The 18,592-nt window shown below is 61.6% G+C and carries 18 protein-coding genes and 1 riboswitch; of the genes, 8 read left to right on the top strand and 10 right to left on the bottom strand.

What is annotated here, in order from left to right; translation table 11 throughout:
- Window positions 1-148: 148 nt before the first annotated feature.
- The 3 genes from ACB033_RS13145 to ACB033_RS13135 all read right to left on the bottom strand — a co-directional run bounded on the left by ACB033_RS13145 (window position 149) and on the right by ACB033_RS13135 (window position 2,058).
- Window positions 149-838, bottom strand: a complete 690-nt coding sequence (locus ACB033_RS13145; RefSeq protein ID WP_005308547.1) for a hypothetical protein — start codon at window positions 836-838, stop codon at window positions 149-151.
- Window positions 839-913: 75 nt separating this feature from the next.
- On the bottom strand, window positions 914-1,345 hold the full coding sequence (locus ACB033_RS13140) for a hypothetical protein (protein WP_371140552.1): 432 nt from the start codon (window positions 1,343-1,345) through the stop codon (window positions 914-916).
- Window positions 1,346-1,590: 245 nt separating this feature from the next.
- Entirely contained in the window at window positions 1,591-2,058 is a 468-nt protein-coding gene (locus ACB033_RS13135) for a tetratricopeptide repeat protein (RefSeq protein ID WP_139725820.1), read from the bottom strand.
- A 667-nt stretch (window positions 2,059-2,725) separates the two neighbouring features.
- Here ACB033_RS13135 and ACB033_RS13130 point away from each other — a divergent pair.
- A complete protein-coding gene (locus ACB033_RS13130) occupies window positions 2,726-3,361 on the top strand; it encodes an FMN-binding negative transcriptional regulator (RefSeq protein ID WP_139725788.1) in 636 nt (211 codons plus the stop codon).
- A 72-nt stretch (window positions 3,362-3,433) separates the two neighbouring features.
- On the opposite strand, the gene ACB033_RS13125 is transcribed toward ACB033_RS13130, so the two are convergent.
- From ACB033_RS13125 to ACB033_RS13105, 5 genes are all read right to left on the bottom strand, one after another.
- Window positions 3,434-3,895, bottom strand: a complete 462-nt coding sequence (locus tag ACB033_RS13125; protein WP_139725787.1) for a hypothetical protein — start codon at window positions 3,893-3,895, stop codon at window positions 3,434-3,436.
- Between the two features lie 199 nt (window positions 3,896-4,094).
- Window positions 4,095-4,307, bottom strand: coding sequence for a hypothetical protein (locus ACB033_RS13120; protein ID WP_026139150.1), 213 nt, complete (start codon window positions 4,305-4,307; stop codon window positions 4,095-4,097).
- A gap of 128 nt (window positions 4,308-4,435) precedes the next feature.
- On the bottom strand, window positions 4,436-4,777 hold the full coding sequence (locus tag ACB033_RS13115) for a DUF1294 domain-containing protein (RefSeq protein WP_005308559.1): 342 nt from the start codon (window positions 4,775-4,777) through the stop codon (window positions 4,436-4,438).
- A complete protein-coding gene (locus tag ACB033_RS13110; RefSeq protein WP_010635198.1) occupies window positions 4,774-5,364 on the bottom strand; it encodes a sugar O-acetyltransferase in 591 nt (196 codons plus the stop codon). The genes ACB033_RS13115 and ACB033_RS13110 overlap by 4 nt, the downstream gene beginning before the upstream one ends.
- Before the next feature lie 80 nt (window positions 5,365-5,444).
- Window positions 5,445-6,707, bottom strand: a complete 1,263-nt coding sequence (locus ACB033_RS13105) for an MgtC/SapB family protein (RefSeq protein WP_010635197.1) — start codon at window positions 6,705-6,707, stop codon at window positions 5,445-5,447.
- 209 nt (window positions 6,708-6,916) lie between these two features.
- Between ACB033_RS13105 and ACB033_RS13100 the strand changes: the two genes are divergently transcribed.
- From ACB033_RS13100 to cbl, 6 genes are all read left to right on the top strand, one after another.
- Window positions 6,917-7,918 (top strand): sulfate ABC transporter substrate-binding protein, encoded by a 1,002-nt coding sequence (locus tag ACB033_RS13100; protein ID WP_019840783.1) that lies wholly within the window; start codon window positions 6,917-6,919, stop codon window positions 7,916-7,918.
- Window positions 7,919-7,974: 56 nt separating this feature from the next.
- Window positions 7,975-8,550: an alpha/beta hydrolase gene (locus ACB033_RS13095; protein ID WP_010635195.1), complete on the top strand. Its 576-nt coding sequence runs from the start codon at window positions 7,975-7,977 to the stop codon at window positions 8,548-8,550.
- A gap of 278 nt (window positions 8,551-8,828) precedes the next feature.
- A complete protein-coding gene (gene cysT, locus ACB033_RS13090) occupies window positions 8,829-9,668 on the top strand; it encodes a sulfate ABC transporter permease subunit CysT (RefSeq protein ID WP_005308571.1) in 840 nt (279 codons plus the stop codon).
- Window positions 9,665-10,561 carry a sulfate ABC transporter permease subunit CysW gene (gene cysW / locus ACB033_RS13085; protein ID WP_371140551.1) on the top strand — a complete coding sequence of 299 codons (897 nt, stop codon included), beginning with the start codon at window positions 9,665-9,667 and terminating at the stop codon, window positions 10,559-10,561. The genes cysT and cysW overlap by 4 nt, the downstream gene beginning before the upstream one ends.
- A 22-nt stretch (window positions 10,562-10,583) precedes the next feature.
- A complete protein-coding gene (locus ACB033_RS13080; protein ID WP_258118946.1) occupies window positions 10,584-11,651 on the top strand; it encodes a sulfate/molybdate ABC transporter ATP-binding protein in 1,068 nt (355 codons plus the stop codon).
- Between the two features lie 176 nt (window positions 11,652-11,827).
- The gene (gene cbl, locus ACB033_RS13075; RefSeq protein ID WP_005308577.1) at window positions 11,828-12,775 is read left to right on the top strand and encodes an HTH-type transcriptional regulator Cbl; all 948 of its coding nucleotides are present in this window, start codon (window positions 11,828-11,830) and stop codon (window positions 12,773-12,775) included.
- Window positions 12,776-12,857: 82 nt separating this feature from the next.
- Here cbl and gbpA read toward each other — a convergent pair whose 3' ends face one another.
- A complete protein-coding gene (gene gbpA / locus ACB033_RS13070; RefSeq protein ID WP_371140550.1) occupies window positions 12,858-14,282 on the bottom strand; it encodes an N-acetylglucosamine-binding protein GbpA in 1,425 nt (474 codons plus the stop codon).
- A 61-nt stretch (window positions 14,283-14,343) separates the two neighbouring features.
- Window positions 14,344-14,429: riboswitch (cyclic di-GMP riboswitch) on the bottom strand.
- 265 nt (window positions 14,430-14,694) lie between these two features.
- A complete protein-coding gene (locus tag ACB033_RS13065; protein ID WP_126881070.1) occupies window positions 14,695-16,386 on the bottom strand; it encodes a methyl-accepting chemotaxis protein in 1,692 nt (563 codons plus the stop codon).
- Between the two features lie 292 nt (window positions 16,387-16,678).
- On the opposite strand from ACB033_RS13065, the gene ACB033_RS13060 reads away from it, so the two are divergent.
- Window positions 16,679-18,526, top strand: a complete 1,848-nt coding sequence (locus ACB033_RS13060) for a M3 family metallopeptidase (protein ID WP_139725779.1) — start codon at window positions 16,679-16,681, stop codon at window positions 18,524-18,526.
- Window positions 18,527-18,592: the final 66 nt, after the last annotated feature.

The raw sequence follows: 18,592 nt of genomic DNA, 5'->3' as shown, positions 1-18,592 counted from the left end.
TATCTCAGCGGCTCTATTCGCGATAGATAGAAAGCAAAACGGCAACCAAGGGTTGCCGTTTTTTCACTTCATAGATTGAATTGCATTTCGAATACTGAATGAATACACGACTATATAGTGTGCCTGTCCAGTGTTATCGTCTTTTTTATTACCAGAATCTATTTTGAAGAGAAGGGATTTCAAGATTCAAATTATCAGAAAAAACGAAAGTTCTCTCGTCATTCTCATCCAGTTTCATTTCGCTGGAATATGATCTGAGCCATAGTTTTCGGTCGTCCGCAGAGAGAACATAGCCTTTTCTATTTTCTCCCCCTTCCAATCTGGCTGGATATGCCCACCCTTTTCTTTGCAGCCCTGTAATAGTCACAATAATATGTGCTAGCATGGGTTGCTCAGGTGATATATTTTCATGGAACCATGGCCAAAAATGTACATCCCCATCGCGACTATTTTTTTCATTTCCTGAGGCTCGCCAGCCTTTGCGATCATTAACCTCGGTTAAGCTAGAGTAAGGGTGGGAGTGAAAAGTACCGACCAATTCAATACTGGGCCAGTATTTTTCAAAGAACTGTTTTTTGGCAATAATCGACTCAATGTCAGGCTTAACCCATTCATTATGCCTTGTTGCCGATGTTTCAATAGTCGACATGGTTGAAATTATTTTTGCGGGCAAGTCACCTTTCTTAGGAATAGAATATCCCCACAAGAGGCCAAAGGTTTCTAATTCAGTATAGGATTTTCCATTTTTGTGTGCTCTATGCTCAAACTCGTATGCTTCAATAGCTGATGTAAATAGTTGGGGTACCACATGATCTTCAATGAAAAGATTGTTTTCCACTATTAATTTCTCGCAATAAATTAAGTTAAGGCTGTCATGTTTAGGTGAAATACCAAATCAAATATAACAATGTACTTATATGTTTATTTTAGACCATTCTATTTCGTCTTCCTGTTGCCATGCTTCATTATTCTGAATATGTATTCTTGGCTCCCACCCCTCCCGTAAACTGGGTTGCACAAAATCAGACAAGCGAACGCTGGTCCCCAATTCTTGAGCGAGACAATCCAGTAATGCCTCAAGATATGAATCAGGAAGACCAAACTGCGCGATAAAAACAGAGTATCCCGGGTGGCCAAATGAGATACTAAAGGTGTCAAATTTCCATATGGTAGCAGGACCAGTAACACGATGTTGCTTTATCCATTTTGCGGTAAATGACTGAACAAGTTGATTCCACCCCTCATTAGCATACAGTCCTGTAATCCTGTCGAGATCGATCTCAATAGCAGGAGTGAGCATCCCTCGTTTAATGATAACTGTCGGATTGCTGATTACTTTAGTCATAAATAGTCCTCTTTCTGGGGGGGAGTTTATAATCTTAAGCAGTATCAATATATATCTTGGCTGCTTGTGTTTTATTTTTAGTGTGAAAATGTGATTTTCCCCACAAAAATAAATTTATACTCGGAAGTGTTTTTGACAAAGGTAGTTGAGTGAGCGTGTTGAGAGTGATCGCTGCACTCTTTTGCTGTTGGTCGGCTAGATTTTTGGATATCTATTGTTTTTCTGATTGCGAACGAGCCTATATATTAAAGCTGCTGCCATGTCGGATTACTATCATGAGTTGCAGCTTGATGAGACCAAAAATAAGCCTTATAAGAGCTTTGTGAAACACCAAGACCAAGGGCGTAGTGAATAGCAAGTCGATATTGTGCAGATCGGAGCACTTGTCTGGCTGCTTTACTAAACCAAGTTGCTGGCTGTAAGAGAATGCTCTGACTGTATATAAAGCAAGATGCTTTAATCCCCAGCAAAAATTGAACGTCGGGATCATCTAGGTCATCCAGCTCGTAATGTGCAATCATACTATCTAGATCGAATCCTGGAGGGGGAATGTCCTTATCGGTTATTTTCCATAATTGCAATAATACTTCCCTTTCTCCTTGTGCTGCAGCCTTGCTAAGCCAGTAATATGCCAGTTCGTTCTCCTGAGGCACACTACTGCCAGAGAGGTAAATTTTACCTAAGGACAATTGTGCTTCGCCATACCCTTGCATGGCGGTTTTTTTTGTACCAAGTAGTTGCCTTGGCCGTGTTTTGTGTGACACCGAGGTAGATGAATATAGTAATCATAATTTGTATTGAGCACCGAGATACCCTGCGGCGGAAGATTTATGGTAGTGATGATATGCCAGACGATAGTTCTATTATATACCTTGGCCAGATGCGCATTTTTGACCCAGAAAATAGTGTGTATGCGATAGTTTTTTGGCTGTTTTATCCGCAAGAAACATAGCAAGTTTCTATATCTGGACGACTTGACTGGGTAGTGGATGTCCTTAGCCTGTCCAAGGACGGGACCGAGAGAATATAGGTATAAAAGAATGGAAGAGGGAATGATATTGCCTACTCTCAAGAAGCAAAGGATATCAAATGGAAATCTATCAACCTAGTCCGATTTTCGTCAACGACGAAATCATCATAACATGTTGATTAATAATTATTTTATTTCATTAAGTGTTAGGGTTGGTGTCATCCGCGAGCAGATCGAAGGCGCACTGGTCGCCGCCGAAACCTGGCTGGCCAAGCGCGGCTGATTGCCAAGCCGAATGAAACGAAGAGGGCCCAGGCCCTCTTTTATATGTCTATGCCATCGCCTGCCACTCCCGATTGCGCAAGAATGGGCTTCTGCATGGACGCCAGTGCCTCGCTCAAGGAGCCCTTATGTATCAACCACCCCATTTCGCCGTTACCGATCCCGAGAGGCTGCACCAGCTGATCCGAGCCTATCCGCTGGGGGCCCTGATCACCCATGGTGAAGGGGGACTGAATGCCAACCACCTACCGTTCGAGCTGGATGCTGGAGAGGGGGATCATGGCGTCCTGCGTGCCCATGTGGCCCGCAACAATCCGCTCTGGAAGGAAGTGAAAGACGGCGACGAGGTGCTGGTGATCTTCAAGGCTGCAGATGGTTACATCTCTCCCAGCTGGTATCCGGGCAAGCAGGAGCATCACAAGCTGGTGCCGACCTGGAACTACAGCGTGGTGCATGCTCACGGTCGCATCCAGATCCGCGACGATGCCCGCTTCGTGCGCCGGCTGCTGGCTAATCTGACCCGCACCCATGAAGCCGCAGAGCCAACCCCCTGGAAGATGGCGGATGCGCCGCGAGACTATCTCGAGGCCATGGTGCAGGCGGTCGTCGGCATCGAAATCGAGATAACCGGGCTGGTCGGCAAGTTCAAGCTGGGTCAGAACAAGGAGGCGGCGGATCGTCTGGGCGCGGCCAATGCCCTGCAGGATCGCGGGCAGAGTGCGCTGGCAGAGGCGATGCTGACTCCACCTTCCTCACTACCCTAGCGTGGCATCATGGGATCCGGCCCGGCAAAAACGGCAACCAGGAGGTTGCCGTTTTTTATTGCTCACCGCCGTTCACGCACTGGCATTGAGCAGCTTGCCGACGCCTTCCCCCTTGCCATTGGGCAGGGTCTGCTTGAAGGCGAAGAGCAGTTGTTCGAGGCTGAGGTCGCTGTTGCCAAGGGAGCCCTTGAGGGTGTCGAGTTCGCCCTGCAGGGCGTCGAGACGGGTGCTCTGGGTACCGTTTGCCAGCTGGGTGCGGGCGGCGTCGATGGCCTGGGGCAGCGACTGGCCCGAGAACTCCTGCCCCAGGGTCTGCATCAGCGCCCCCATGAAGTGGTTGATGGCGGGGCGGTTTTGCTCGCTGTTGGCATCCCTGACGCCGAGCCGCTGGAACAGGCTCTGCACCGTGGGGGCGAGCCGCTCTTCCTGCACGGGGGGGTCGGTCTGGGCCGGTGGCGTGCTGTCCCCAAGCAGCTTGCTGCCGAGCTTGAGGGCGAGGGAGGCGAGGGGAAGCAGGGTGCCGATGGCGATCATGATGTCACTCTCCGTACTACTGATGTCATGACGGAGCAGGGAACGGGCCAGCTTGGCGAAAATTTAGTCTGAAAATGGCAGGGGACTGATCCTGCGGTGAATTTAGTTTTTGCCAGGCAGAGGGCGAGCGAGCGCGAGAGAGGGCGGCGGCAAATCCTTGCAGCCCGGGGGCTGGCGGTTTGCCGCCCGGCTTGCCGGATCAGAGCTCCTTGAACGGGCGGCGCTTCTCCTCCTCGATGACGATGGCCTCCAGATTGGCGATGCGCTCCTGCAGCTGGTTGATGAGCACGTCCTGTTTGCCGAGACGATCGGTGATGCGGGCATCCCCCAACTGGTAGCGGGCCCGCTTGCTGAGAAAGCCGAACAGTGCGCTGATGAAGACGATCAGCACGATACCGGTCCACATGGTCATGAATGACTCCTTGCCGATGAATAAACGAGAAAACAGCCTTGTTGCCATCTGTTGTCTCATACCCGATTGCCGGCTGCAATGGCCGGCAAGGGGGTGGACGGGAATGTCGAGAGGCTGCTTTGCTCGCGTCAGACCGTCTGCCAGAGCGGACGGCCGAGCCAGAGCCCCCACAGGGTCAGGTGCAGCAGCACGATGAACCAGAATACCCTGCGATAACTCCCCTTCTGGGTCTTGTGGCGCAGCCAGTGGCGGGCCAGCAGGGCGCCGGGCCAGCCGCCGAACAGCTCGAGCAGGTGGAGCCGGGACTCGGGGATGCGCCAGCCGCCGCGCACCGCCTGGCGCTTGTCGTGGGCGTAGGCCAGCATCGTCAGCAGGCTCATGGTAGTGACGATGGCGAGCGGCCACCAGTTGGCGTCGGCCAGGCCGAGCCAGGCCGTCCACAGCAGGGGAAGCAGGGCGAGCCAGATCACAGGGCCAGCTCCCAGCCGCGGGGGGCGTCCGGGCTCAGGCTGCGGATCACGCGCGCCGGGTTGCCCACCGCCACCGAGTCGGCCGGGATGTCGCGGGTGACCACGGCGCCGGCCCCTATGATGGAACGGGGTCCTATGGTGACGCCGGGGCAGATGATGGCGCCACCGCCAATCCAGCAGTCATCGCCGATCCGCACCGGCTTGTTGTAGGCGGTCCAGTTGCGTCGCTCCAGATAGTCCATGGTGTGGGTGGCGGTGTAGATCTGCACGTTGGGGGCCAGCAGCACATGGCTGCCGATGTGCACCTCGCCCACGTCGAGAATGGTGATGTTGAAGTTGAAGAAGGTCTTCTCGCCGATGTGGATGTTGCGGCCGAATTCGCAGGTGAAGGGAGTGCTGATCCAGCAGGAGTCGGGGCAGTGGCCGAACAGCTCACCGCACAGGCGCTGGCGCAGGGCTTGGTCACCGGCCGGGGAGGCGTTGAGTTGTGCCAGCAGCGCCTGACCGCGGATCCGGTCGTTCGCTATCTCCTCGCTCTGGCTGTCCAGGGCGCCGCCCGCCAGAACCTTGTCCCAATCGCTTGCCATGCTACCGCTCCTCTCATGTGCCAAGAGGAGCCAGTATACGCGAGCACTTTGGCGGCGTCAGGCTGTCACTTGCTGCAACCTCAGGCACCGGGCCAGATCAGCGGCAGGATCAGCAGGGCCGAGACGAAGTAGGGCAGCAGCACCCGCAGCCCCAGCCGGCGACCGCCGATCCCCAGGGCCAGCAGCCCCTTCACCAGCGAGTTGACCAGCCCGGCCAGCAGGATGCCGCGGGCCGCCACCTCCAGCGCCAGCTCCTTGTGGGAGAGCTGGGAGAGCGACAAGGTGATGGCGTCCACGTCGGTGATGCCGGAGACCAGCGACAGCAGATAGACCCCGGAGTTGCCCACCTTGCTCTGCAACAGGGTGGCCATGAAGCCGATGAGCGCCAGCAGCAGGCCGAACTTGATGGCGGTGGCGAGATCGAGCGGGTTGCTGGTCTGGGGTTGCACCGGGCCGTCGGTCAGCTCCTCGCGCTGGCGCCAGAACCAGAAGGCGAAGCCGTAGACGGTGGCTGCCAGCAGCAGCAGGGGCGCCGCCAGGCGCATCGCCAGCTCGTTGTGGATGAGCAGCACCAGCACCAGCAGTCGCAGCCACATGGTGGCCCCCGCCAGCAGGATGCCGGTGGCCAGCAGCCGCTCCAGCCCCCCCTGCTCCTTGTTGAGACGGGCGAACTGCAGGGTGAGGGCGGTGGAGGAGGCAAGCCCGGCCAGCATGCTGGTGAGCACCAGCCCGGCGCGGGTGCCGAGCAGGCGTACCGCGAAGTGGCCGCAGAACGAGATGCCGGCGATCACCACCACCATCAGCCAGATCTTGAAGGGGTTGAAGGCATCGAGCGGGCCCATCTCCTCGTTGGGCAGCACCGGCAGCAGCACCAGGGAGATGAGCAAAAAGCGCAGGGTGGCGTGAAATTCGGTCTCGCTCAGAAACAGCATCCCCTGCTGGATCTTGCCCTTGAGCCCCATCAGCAGCGCCGCCAGCACGGCGCAGGCCACCGCCTCGCTCGGGCTCAGCAGCACCGACATCAGCCCCAGCAGATAGGTGAGCAGCATGGCCACCGAGCTGGTGAGACCGAACTCCCCCTGCCAGCGTTGGGCCAGCCAGACCGAGAGGCCGCAGCCAATCACCACCGCCAGCAGGCCGAGCAGCGGCAGCCAGGGACCCAGGGTGGGCAGCAGCAAGGCGCAGACCCCGCCGAGCAGGCCGATGAGACCGTAGGTCCGCATCCCGGCGATGCGCTGGTTGTCCCCCAGCTGGCGCACCTGCCAGCCCCGCTCCAGCCCTATGATGAGGCCGATGGCCAGCGACACCAGGGCACCATTGACGGGTTCTGCATTGATCCACATAACGACTTCCTGTTCGTCATCTGCCTGCCTTGTATCCATGATGGCACAGCCGGCACCGGGCCAGCGCGGCCTGGCTCACAGAGTGCGCGAATGGCGCCTGCGGCCTCCTGATATGAGCAAATGAGATAAGCAAAGCGTTATTTCTTGGTTCTCGGCATAACAAGCCCGCGGCATGCTGAACTCAACCCAACGAGATATGGAGTATCCCCATGAAACTGCGAACGACCGCCCTGACCCTGCTCTCCCTGCTGGCCCTTGGTCAGGCCAATGCCGCCGAGATCCGCCTGCTCAACGTCTCCTACGATCCGACCCGCGAACTGTTTCAGGAGTACAACGGCGCCTTCGCCAGGGAGTGGAAGGCGAAGACCGGCGACGATGTGGTGGTCAGCCAGTCCCATGGTGGCTCCGGCAAGCAGGCGCGCGCCGTGGTGGACGGGCTGGAAGCGGACGTGGTGTCGCTGGCGCTGGCCTACGACGTCAATGCCGTGGCCAGGCAGGGGCTGATTGGCGCCGACTGGCAGAGCCGGCTGGCCAACAATGCGGCGCCCTACACCTCCACCATCGTGTTCCTGGTGCGCAAGGACAATCCCAAGCAGATCAAGGACTGGGATGATCTGGTGCGCAAGGACGTGGCCATCGTCACCCCCAACCCCAAGACCTCCGGCGGGGCGCGCTGGAACTACCTGGCTGCCTGGGGCTACGCCCTGAAGAAGAGCGGCAGCGAGGAGGGAGCCAGGCAGTTCGTCGGCGATCTCTACAAGAACGTGAAGGTGCTGGACTCCGGCGCCCGTGGCGCCACCACCAGCTTCATCGAGCGCGGCCTCGGCGACGTGCTGCTGGCCTGGGAGAACGAAGCCCTGCTGGTGCTGGGTCAGCCCGGCAATCGCGACAAGTTCGAGCTGGTGGTGCCGTCGGTCTCCATCCTGGCCGAGCCGCCGGTGGCTGTGGTGGACAAGGTGGCCAGGAAGCACGGCACCGAGGCGGTGGCCAAGGCTTACCTCGACTATCTCTACTCCGACGAGGGGCAGCGCATCGTCGCCAAATATCACTACCGCCCCAGCAACCCGGCGATCCTGAAGGAGACCGCAGCCCAGTTCCCGCAGCTGACCCTGTTCACCGTCAAGGATCTGGAAGGGGACTGGGACAAGGCGCAGAAGAAGCACTTCGCCCAGGGCGCCCTGTTTGACCAGATCTACCAGCCGGGTCGCTGAGCGGCCGGCCATCGTCAACTGAACTGGCCCCTGTGCCAGCTGATAGGAGCACCAAGATGAACAAGATCCTCCTGGTTCCCGGTCTGCACAACAGCGGGCCGGATCACTGGCAGAGCCGCTGGCACCAACAATTCCCCCACTGGCAGCGGATGGTGGGGCTGCCGTGGGATCGGCCCGACCTCACGGTCTGGAGCGCCAAGCTGGCGAGCAAGCTCAAAAGCCGGCGCGGGCGGGCTCACCTGGTGGCCCACTCCTTCGGCGCGCTGGCGGCCATCACGGCGGCGCGCCGGCAGCCCGACAAGGTGGCCTCGCTGTTTATCGTGGCGCCGGCGGATCCGGCCCGCTTCGGCTTGCCAGACGAGCTGCTGGCAGGCTCGCTCAAGGTGTCGGCCCAGCTGGTGGCCAGCCGCAACGATCCCTGGATGAGCTTCGAGCGGGCCGAGTACTGGAGCCGGCAGTGGCAGGTGCCGCTGTTCGATGCCGGCGAGGTGGGCCACCTCAATGCCCAGTCCGGCCACGGCGAGTGGCACCAGGGGCTCAACCTGCTCGGCACCCTCTATCGGCGGGCCGAGATGGTGGTGGCACCGACGCCGGCGGTGTGGGAGCGGCGGGCGGCCTTGAGTTTTCGCTAAGCGGCGAGCCTTGATCTCACAGGTTTGGAACAGAGAAGGAGGGCAGGTAGCCGACACCACCACAGTCTGATTTGGATAGCTTGGTACATTGCACGACGCTCCATTTTTAGGTCTTTTATTTATATAAAAGACCTTTTTTCATTTTATGGCTCTAAAAGCCTTGTATGTCGTTGTTAGATAAAAAAGTGCTTAGCAAAGGCGTTATTGGTGTTTGTTGCCCCTGACAGGAGTGCGCAGAATCGCTGTATCTAATGTTTTTCATAACAAACGGATGCGTTATGCGATTTGGTTCTTATTCCGTGCTGCCGGGCTTCGGCCCTACCCTCGGCTTCAGCCTGCTCTATCTGGGCGTGCTGGTGCTGCTGCCGCTCTCGGCGCTGGTGCTGTTCGCGGTGAACAATCTGACCCTGGCCGAGTTCTGGCAGGTGATAGGTTCGCCGCGGGTGCTTGCCTCCTTTCGTCTGAGCTTCGGGGCCGCCTTGGTGGCTGCGCTGCTCAACGCCCTGTTCGGCCTGATCCTGGCCTGGGTGCTGGTGCGCTACACCTTCCCCGGTCGTCGACTGGTGGATGCCCTGATCGACCTGCCGTTCGCCATGCCCACCGCCGTCTCCGGCATCGCCCTGTGCGCCATCTTCGCCCCCAACGGCTGGATCGGGCAGTGGGTCGCCCCGTTTGGCATCGAGCTCGCCTACAACCCCATCGGCGTGGTGATTGCGCTCACCTTCATCGGGCTGCCCTTCGTGGTGCGCACCCTGCAGCCGGTGCTGCGGGAAGCCGAAACCGAGCAGGAGGAGGCCGCCGCCAGCCTGGGCGCCGATCGCTGGCAGACCTTCATCCGGGTGCTGTGGCCGACCCTGGTGCCGGCTCTGCTCACCGGCTTTGCCCTGGCTTTCGCACGGGCGGTGGGGGAGTACGGCTCAGTCATCTTTATCGCCGGCAACCTGCCGATGGTGTCGGAGATCGCGCCGCTGATGATCATGAGCCACCTGGAGGAGTACGACTATGCCGGCGCCTCTGCCATCGCCGTGGTCATGCTGCTGATCTCTTTCATTTTGTTACTGCTTATCAACAAGTTGCAGGCCTGGAGCTGGGCCCGTATCGGAGGGAGCCGGATATGAACGCATCCAACGCAAGCCTGACGCTGTCCACGGGCGAGGCGGCGCCGACTACCTCGGTGCGCCAGCCCCCTGTCATCCGCGAGCCGGTCTGGGTCAAGTGGCTGCTGATCACGGTCGGTCTCGGCTGGTTTGCCGCCCTGCTGCTGCTGCCGCTGGCCACCGTCTTCATCCAGGCGCTGAGCCCTGGTTTGGCCTTCTTCTGGCACGCCATCAGCGAGCCGGACGCCCTCAGTGCCCTCGGCCTCACCGCCCTGGTAACCCTCTGCTCGGTGCCCCTCAACCTGCTGTTCGGGATCGCCGCCGCCTGGGCCATCGCCCGCTTCCGCTTCCCGGGCCGGCAGTTGCTCATCACCCTTATCGATCTGCCGTTCTCCGTGTCGCCGGTGATCGCGGGCCTGATGTTCGTGCTGATGTTCGGCAGCCGCGGCTGGTTTGGCGAATGGCTGAGCGAGCACGACATCAAGGTGATCTTCGCCACCCCCGGCATCATCCTGGCCACCACTTTCATCACTGTGCCCTTCGTGGTGCGCGAGCTACTGCCCCAGATGGAGGCGCGCGGCCCGGAAGAGGAAGAGGCCGCCATCATGCTGGGGGCGAGCGGCCTGCAGATGTTCTGGCGGGTCACCCTGCCCGGCATCCGCTGGAGCCTGATGTACGGCCTGCTGCTCTGTACCGCCCGGGCGGTGGGGGAGTTCGGCGCCGTGTCGGTGGTCTCCGGCCACATTCGCGGCCAGACCAACACCCTGCCGCTGCACATCGAGATCCTCTACAACGAGTACCAGACCGGCGCCGCCTTCGCGGTAGCCAGCCTGTTGGCCCTGTTCGGGATCTTCACCCTGCTGGGGGAAACCCTGCTGGCCCGGCTGCGTGCCCAGCCCACTCACTCTCACTGATCACCGAATTCAAGAGGCTGCCATGAGCATTCAGGTACAAGGACTCAACAAGCATTTCAACCAGTACGCGGCGCTGGCCGACATCAACCTCGACTTTCACGACGGTGAGTTGGTGGCGCTGCTCGGCCCCTCCGGCTGCGGCAAGACCACCTTGCTGCGGATCATCGCCGGGCTGGAGCAGGCCGACAGCGGCCACGTCATCATCCGCGGCGAGGATGCCTCGGATCTGCACGTGCGAGAGCGCAACGTCGGCTTCGTGTTCCAGCACTACGCCCTGTTTCGCCACATGACGGTGTTCGAGAACGTGGCGTTTGGCCTGCGGGTCAAGCCGCGCCGCGAGCGACCGGCCGAGGCGGCGATCCGCGCCCGGGTCAAGGAGCTGCTGGATCTGGTGCAGCTCAGCCATGTGGCCGCGCGCTACCCGACCCAGCTCTCCGGCGGCCAGCGTCAGCGGGTCGCGCTGGCCCGCGCGCTGGCGGTGCAGCCCAAGGTGCTGTTGTTGGATGAGCCCTTCGGCGCCCTCGACGCCCAGGTGCGCAAGGAGCTGCGCCGCTGGCTGCGCGAGCTGCACGACGAGCTGCACGTCACCAGCCTGTTCGTCACCCACGATCAGGAGGAGGCGCTGGAGGTGGCGGATCGGGTGGTGTTGATGAACGCCGGCAGGGTCGAGCAGATCGGTACCCCGGCCGAGGTCTACGACCAGCCCGCCAGCTCCTTCGTGCACAGCTTCCTCGGCAGCGTGAACCTGTTTCGCGGCCGGGTGGCCGGGCAGGGGCTCGGCATCGGCGAGCAGCTGCTGGGCGGGCCCATCAGCTCCCAGCTGGCGGAGGGCAGCGCGGCCGTCGCCTATGTGCGTCCCCACGAGCTGGAGATAGTGCCGGCGGATGCGCCGGGCGGCATCAGCGCCACCATCACCAGATTGCTGCCCATGGGGCCGCGCATCCGGGTGGAACTGCGTGGCAATGGGGATACAAACGGTGCACACTTCGAGGCCGAGCTGAGCAAGGAGGCGGCCCGCGCCTTCAGCCCGGGCCAGGGGGTGCGGCTGGTGGCCAGACAGGCCCAGCTCTACCCGGATTACCAGATTTAAGTAGCAAGCCCCTGGAGGGCCGTGCAGGCAAGCAGCGTGACCAGGGCGGGGTCTGCCCGCCTGGGATGCAACAGGGGCAGTATGGCGGTCAGAGTTCAGGCTCGGGCAGCCAGACAAGATAACAACAAGGCGGCGGGGAGGGCCCCGACCGGCCGGTCAGCGCAGGAGGCGATGACGTGAATTTTCAGCAGTTGCGAATCATTCGGGAGGCAGCACGGCGGGATTACAACCTGACCGAGGTGGCCAATGCCCTGTTTACCTCCCAGTCCGGGGTCAGCCGCCATATCCGCGAGCTGGAAGAGGAGCTGGGGATCGAGTTGTTCATCCGCTACGGCAAGCGGCTGCTCGGCATGACAGAGCCGGGCAAGGAGCTGCTGGTGATCGCCGAGCGCATCCTCGGGGATGCCGAGAACATCCGCAAGCTGGCCAGCACCTTCGCCAACCGCGACTCGGGCCGGCTGCTGGTGGCGACCACCCACACCCAGGCCCGCTACGCCCTGCCGCGGGTGGTGAAGGCGTTTCGCGAGCAGTTCCCGCTGGTGCAGCTGGAGCTGCGCCAGGGCGGTCCGGAGGAGATAGTGCGGCTGGTGCAGACCGGCGAGGTGGACATCGGCATCAGCAGCGAGCAGCTCGACAAGAGCGAAGGGGTGGTGGCGTTTCCCTACTACCGCTGGCACCACAACATAGTGGTGCCGGAGCAGCATCCGCTCAGTGCCGAGCAGGAGCTGACCCTGGCGGCGCTGGCCCAGTGGCCCATCATCACCTATCAGGCCGGGCTGACCGGGCGGGCGCGGGTGGACGAGGCGTTTGCCGAGGCCGGTATCGCCCCGCAGATCCTGTTGACCGCACAGGACTCCGACGTCATCAAGACCTATGTCGAGCTGGAGATGGGGGTGGGCATACTGGCGGACATGGCGTTCGACACCCAGCGCGACAAGGGGCTGGTGCAGCTGGACGGCAGCCGGCTGTTTGCGCCCCACACCGCCTGGATCGGCCTCAAGCAGGGGCAGTTCCAGCACAACTTCGCCTGGCAGTTCATCCAGCTCTGCAACCCTGAGCTGGCGCTGGCGGACATTCAGGCCCGCGCCATGGGCGGCGAGCCCGCCATCGATTTCCAGATCTGAGCTGTCACAGCAGAGAACACCAGAGAAAACGGGGAGCCAGTGGCTCCCCGTTTTGTTGATGGTGTCGTGCTGTGCCTGCGGATCAGTTGACCAGGATCCAGGCATCCTGCCAATTGCTACCGACCCCGGGTTCATACTGGGTGGCACTGGCCGACCACTGGCTGCACCAGCCGCGATAGGGGAAGGGCTTGCACTGGTAGACCTTGCCGTTCTTGGGCTGCAGCACCTTGGTGCCGTCGGTGTAGGATTTGAGCCCCTCCGGGAAGGTGAACTGGTAGTCACCGCCGGCGGCCGGATCCTTGAGCATCAGATCCAGGGTCTGCTGCACCGCATCGCCACCGGCCTTGGGTTTGCCCTCGATCACCAGCTGGTGGTGACCGGCGCTGAGCCCGGTGAGCGGCATGGTGAAGCTGTGGCTGCTGTCCTTGATGTCGGCGCTGGTCTGTCCCTTGGCGGCCCCAGCGTGATCATACAGGGTGTTGGTGACAGTCAGATCACCCTCGGCGGCCACGGTAAAGTTGAGGGTCAGCTTGCCCTCGTCGAGCAGGTAGTCGCTCTCCAGGCCGCTCACGCTGACGCTGTTGCTCACCGGTGGCTGCTGCTGTTCGAGCTGGATCTCGACCCGCTCCAGCGTGCTGCCGGCCTTGAAGTAGACCGGGTTCTGGCCGTAGACGGGGTTGAACTGGCCTTCACCGCTCTGCTGGCCGGCGCGGATCTGGCTCTGCTCTGCATTGATCTTGCTCGCCAGGGCGTGGGTCCAGTTGTTCTTCTGGCCCTGCTCCGGGCTGGCGATGGTCAGCTCGGTCTGCAGATCGGGGCGCACGCCGTTGGCGTCGAACACCAGGGTTCTGGCCTTGTCGCCGACCGCCAGCTCGGTGGAGGGGTAGATGGTGCCGCCCTGGCTCCATTCCAGCGGTGGCTGGGTGCCGCCCTTGAAGTTGGCGTCGATCACGTTATAGAAGCTGTTGCTGGTGTCACCCACTTCCCACACTCCCAGGATCACCTGATAGCCGGTGCGCTCGGGCAGGTTGCACTGGTGGGTGACCTGCTTGGGCGGCTGGGTCATGTTGCCGTCCACCACGCAGAAGGGAGTGAGCTCGAAGGAGGCGCGAGTCAGTGGCTGGTTCGGGTTCCAGTCCTGCTTGGTGAGGTAGTAGCGCCAGTTGCGGGTGACGTGATTGGCGGTGAAGGTCCAGCTGATGGCGAAGGGGCCGGCCTGTACCTCGCGGCGGGTCCAGCGGTCGCTGGTCTGGGCGTTCAGCTCGCTCCAGCTGGCGCTGCCGGCCGAGGCGATCTGGCCGTCGGCAGGGCCACCATTCGGGAAGCCGGAGGGGCCTTCCACGCTCTGGGGTTCCCATTGCACCGCGCCGCACTGGCTGTTGCCGCCGGTTTTGCACAGATAGTTGCGCGACTCCGGCTGGCTGATGTAGCCGTGGGCGAGCACGCTGCCACTGACCAGCAGGGCCAGGGTTGCAGCGACGTGATTGAGTTGAATTTTTGCTGCCATACATTCCTCTGTTCGACAGATGTGGGCAGTCAAGTTGGCAGGGGCGTTCCCCGAAACACTGTGTGGCAACCCCGCTATCCTGGACGACATGTCTTTAGACCGGAGGCTTTGCGTCCTGGCCTTTCAACCAGTTTGCCAAATGACTACATAAAGGGTCATGGTGTCGCGTTTGGCGACAACTCATCATGACTATTTTTGATTAAATAATTAAGTGTAAATCTTTACAGCTTGACCTCATCGGAGTAGAGCAAACACTTAACTTTCTGTTTTTAAATGGCTATTAACTCGGCGTCACGGCATCAAGTTCGTCGAACAGGTCGACAAGATGCAAATATTTGGCATTTTTTCGCAATGAAAAACGCCCCCGCCAGCCGATCTGGCGGGGGCGTGCGCTGCGACAAGCCAGGACGGATCAGTGGCGGAGGCGCGGGCGATCCTCCTGCCGCGGCGGTTGCGGCACCCGCGGCTGGGTCGCCGGCTGGTGGCTGGCCGAGCCCAGTTTGAACAGGGCCAGCCGCTCGTCCAGGCTGCGGGAGAGTCCGGCCAGCAGCTCGCTCTCCTGAGCCAGCTGGGAGGCTGACTGGGACATCTCCAGCGCCGAGTCGTTGATGCCGCTGACGTTGCGGTTCATGTCCTCCGCCACCATGCTCTGCTGCTCCGCCGCAGTGGCGATCTGGGTCGCCATGTCGCTGACGTGCTGGATGTGGTTGACGATGAGGGAGAGATCCTGGCCCGCCTTCTCGGACTGGCCGACGCTGCTCTCCGCCAGCTTGCGGCTGGCGTCCATGGCGTCGGCCGCACTCACCGCCCGCTGCTGCAGCTGGGCTATGGTGCTCTGGATCTCCTCGGTGGACTGGCGGGTGCGGCTCGCCAGCTGGCGAACCTCGTCGGCCACCACGGCAAAGCCACGGCCCTGCTCGCCGGCGCGGGCCGCCTCGATGGCGGCGTTGAGGGCCAGCAGGTTGGTCTGCTCCGAGATGGCGCTGATGACCGCCGTCACCTCGCTTATCTGCATCACCCCCTCCTTGAGCTGGTTGACCTGCAGGGTGGCCTGCTCCACCTCGCTGGCCAGCGCCTGGATGCCGTGCACGCTGGCGTGCACGTCCCGGTTGCCGAGCCCGGCCTCGCTGGTGGCGTCCTGGGTATCGCGGGCGGTGTTCTCGGCGTGGCCGGCCACGTCGGCGATGGTGGCGCTCATCTCGTTCATGGCGGTGGCGAGCTGGGCCAACTGATCCCGCTGGCTGTTGACCGCCTGGTTGGTCTGTTCGGCGGAGGCGGCGATGCGCAGGGCGGCATCTGCCACGTTGCCGGCCCCCTGGCTCGCCTCCAGCAGGGCGTGCCGGATGGCGCTGAGCCCCTGGTTGGTGCAGCTGGCGACGGCCCCCAACTCATCTTTGCCGTGCACCGGGATGCTCACCACCAGATCGCCGGCGGCCACCTGCTGCATGGCCCGGTTGATCTCGGCCAGCGGGTTGACGATGGAGCGGCTGATGGCAAAGCCCAGCAGCCCCATCAGCAGGGTCACCAGCAGGGTGGCGCCCCCCATCAGCTGATACTGGGACCAGATGGTGGCCTGGATGTCCTGCAGCAGCACGCCGGAGCCGAGGATCCAGCCCCAGGGCTGATAGCCGGCCACCAGCGACAGTTTCTGGGCCGATTCGCCGGAGGGGGAGACCCACTGGTACTCCAGCCGACCCTGCTGACCCCCTCTGCCGAGATCCACCATCCGCTGCCAGTGCGCGCCGGCGGTGGCGGATCCGCTCTCGCCCATCTGCTGGCCGACCAGCTCGGGCCGGACGGGGTGCACCAGCATCCGGCGGTTCTCGTCCAGCACGAACAGGTAGTTGTCACCGTCAAAGCGCATGCTGTTGAGCATGGCCCTGGCCTCGGCCTGCGCCTGCGGGGCGGGCAGGGTAGCGGCCAGCGCCTGGATCCGGCTCATGGCCAGATCCAGCACGGCCTGCAGCCTGGCTTCCCGTTCACTCATCAGATTGCGCTGCAGGGCACTGGCGGAGATGAGCAGCAGTGCGATGAAGCCGACCAGCGCCAGTGAGAGCAACAGCATCAATTTGCGGCTCACGGCAATATCACCGAGCTTGAACATAGTCTCTTCCTTAACTTTCCCATGCGGGTCTGGTGGTGACCAGTCTGTCGGCTGGCCCTGATTATTTTTCATTTAACATTTAATTAACTTTCAAAGGCTTGGCGCGACAGCACGCCAATTGAGAAGTTTGACACCAGTATAGCCAGCAGACAGAAACCCTCGCTTTTGGTAGCGTGTTCGCGCGCATCCCGGCGCACCATTTGCCGGATTATTTGCAGAAAATGTGAATGAGTCAGCATTTCACCAATAAAGGAGTGGGCACCCCGTGCTGCCCCATAACAAGAGGGAATTTATGAGTTCCATTGCCAGGAATTATCTCAACCAGCTCAACGCCGACTACCTGCAGGTGCACAGGCGCAAGGAGGATCTGTTCTGGTCCACCTACATGGGCACCAGTGACGATCAGGCAGGTTTCACCGCCGCCGAGCAGGCCTACAAGGCCTTCTGCGCCGATCCGGCGCGCCTGCCGGTGCTGCGGGAGATGCATGCCATGGCCGAGGAGACCGAGCTCAAGCGCGGTCTGGCAGGCTGGATCGCCTTCTTCGAATGCAACGTCATCGAGGCGCCGGACGCCGCCGCCCTGATGGACGAGCTGGTGGCCGCCGAGGCGGCGCTGTTCGCCCGCCGTCGGGAGCTGAAGCTGACCTTGCTGGACGAACAGGGCCGCGAGGTGGTCGGCAGTCTGCCCGCCGCCAGCACGGCATTGGCCGCCAGTAGCAACGAGGCGGTGCGCCAGAGCGCGCTCGCCATGTTCCACACCCTGGAAAACTGGGTGGTCGACAACGGCTACCTGGCCATAGTCGCGCTGCGCAACCGCTTCGCCCGGGCCATGGGGTATCGCGACTACTTCGACTACAAGGTGCACAAGAACGAGCAGATGAGCCCGGCGCAGCTGTTCGCCATCCTCGACGACTTCATCGCCGGCACCGAGCAGCGGTTGCACCAGAGCCTGGCCGAGCTGAAAGCGGCCAAGGGGGAAGCGGCTCTGCTGCCCCACAACCTGCGCTACAGCGTGAGCGGCGACGTGACCCGCCAGCTCGACCCTTACGTGCCTTTCTCCCGCGCCTTGCAGGATTGGGTCGAGAGCTTCCGCCGCCTCGGCATCCAGTACCGCGGCGCCAGCCTCACCCTGGATCTGCTGACCCGGGAGGGGAAATACGAGAACGGCTTCTGCCACGGCCCGGTGCCGAGCTTCTGGCAGGAGGGGGAGTGGGTGCCGGCGGTGGTCAACTTCACCAGCCTGGCCGACCCGGCCCAAGTGGGCAGCGGCTGGAGCGGGCTCAACACCCTGTTCCACGAGGGGGGCCATGCGGCGCACTTTGCCAACGTCACCGGCAACGCCCCCTGCTTCTCCCAGGAGTTCCCGCCCACCTCCATGGCCTACGCCGAGACCCAGTCGATGTTCTGCGACAGCCTGCTGGATGACGCGGACTGGCTCAAGCGCTACGCCAGGAACGCGGCGGGGGAGCCGATCCCGGATGCGCTGATCAAGGCGATGATCGAGGCACGCCAGCCGTTTCGCGCCTTCAACGAGCGCCAGATCGCGCTGGTGGCTTACTTTGAGCGGGATCTCTACGCCATGGACGAGCCTGAACGCACCCCGGCTGCCGTGCTGGCGCTGGCCCGCCGCTGGGAGCGCCAGATCCTGGGGGTGGAGAGCCCGCGTCCGCTGCTGGCCATCCCGCACCTGCTCAACCAGGAGTCGGCCTGTGCCTATCACGGTTACCTGCTGGCGCTGATGGCGGTGGAGCAGACCCGCGCCTATTTCCTGAAGCGCGACGGCTACCTCACCGACAACCCGCGCATCGGGCCGGATCTGGCCGCCCACTACTGGGGACCGGGCAACGGCATGACCCATGACGAGACCCTGCGCAGCCTGACCGGCAAGGGCTTCAGCGCCGGCCCGCTGGCCGCGGTGTGCAACCAGAGCGTGGCCGAGGCGTGGCAACAGGCCGAGGCTTGCATGGCGGCGGCCCGTCAGCGTCCGCCGGCCGGCGAGGGGGCACCGCTCGATGCCCGCATTCGGGTAGTTCACGGCGACCAGCTTATCGCCGACAATAGCGACTCAGAGGAAGCCATGTTGGCCGGCTTCGAACGCTGGATCCGCCACCACTACCAGGAGGCGACCACCAGTCACTGAGGCGCAAGCCGGTGAACATGCGTTATGTCAGACCCCTGCCACGGCAGGGGTCTGTTTTTCATGGGA

Origin of the sequence: Aeromonas sp. S15(2024), assembly GCF_041402265.1 — a bacterium.
In the GTDB taxonomy this organism is placed as follows: domain Bacteria; phylum Pseudomonadota; class Gammaproteobacteria; order Enterobacterales; family Aeromonadaceae; genus Aeromonas; species Aeromonas dhakensis.
Note: the sequence above shows the minus strand (reverse complement) of the source record. Positions and strands in the feature narration are given on the sequence as shown.

Coding starts and splice junctions, on each gene's coding strand:
- ACB033_RS13140 (WP_371140552.1), bottom strand. CDS start 1,345: ATGACTAAAGTAATCAGCAATCCGACAGTTATCATTAAACGAGGGATG.
- ACB033_RS13135 (WP_139725820.1), bottom strand. CDS start 2,058: ATGCAAGGGTATGGCGAAGCACAATTGTCCTTAGGTAAAATTTACCTC.
- ACB033_RS13130 (WP_139725788.1), top strand. CDS start 2,726: ATGTATCAACCACCCCATTTCGCCGTTACCGATCCCGAGAGGCTGCAC.
- ACB033_RS13125 (WP_139725787.1), bottom strand. CDS start 3,895: ATGATCGCCATCGGCACCCTGCTTCCCCTCGCCTCCCTCGCCCTCAAG.
- ACB033_RS13120 (WP_026139150.1), bottom strand. CDS start 4,307: ATGACCATGTGGACCGGTATCGTGCTGATCGTCTTCATCAGCGCACTG.
- ACB033_RS13110 (WP_010635198.1), bottom strand. CDS start 5,364: ATGGCAAGCGATTGGGACAAGGTTCTGGCGGGCGGCGCCCTGGACAGC.
- ACB033_RS13105 (WP_010635197.1), bottom strand. CDS start 6,707: ATGTGGATCAATGCAGAACCCGTCAATGGTGCCCTGGTGTCGCTGGCC.
- ACB033_RS13100 (WP_019840783.1), top strand. CDS start 6,917: ATGAAACTGCGAACGACCGCCCTGACCCTGCTCTCCCTGCTGGCCCTT.
- ACB033_RS13095 (WP_010635195.1), top strand. CDS start 7,975: ATGAACAAGATCCTCCTGGTTCCCGGTCTGCACAACAGCGGGCCGGAT.
- cysT (WP_005308571.1), top strand. CDS start 8,829: ATGCGATTTGGTTCTTATTCCGTGCTGCCGGGCTTCGGCCCTACCCTC.
- cysW (WP_371140551.1), top strand. CDS start 9,665: ATGAACGCATCCAACGCAAGCCTGACGCTGTCCACGGGCGAGGCGGCG.
- ACB033_RS13080 (WP_258118946.1), top strand. CDS start 10,584: ATGAGCATTCAGGTACAAGGACTCAACAAGCATTTCAACCAGTACGCG.
- gbpA (WP_371140550.1), bottom strand. CDS start 14,282: ATGGCAGCAAAAATTCAACTCAATCACGTCGCTGCAACCCTGGCCCTG.
- ACB033_RS13065 (WP_126881070.1), bottom strand. CDS start 16,386: ATGTTCAAGCTCGGTGATATTGCCGTGAGCCGCAAATTGATGCTGTTG.
- ACB033_RS13060 (WP_139725779.1), top strand. CDS start 16,679: ATGAGTTCCATTGCCAGGAATTATCTCAACCAGCTCAACGCCGACTAC.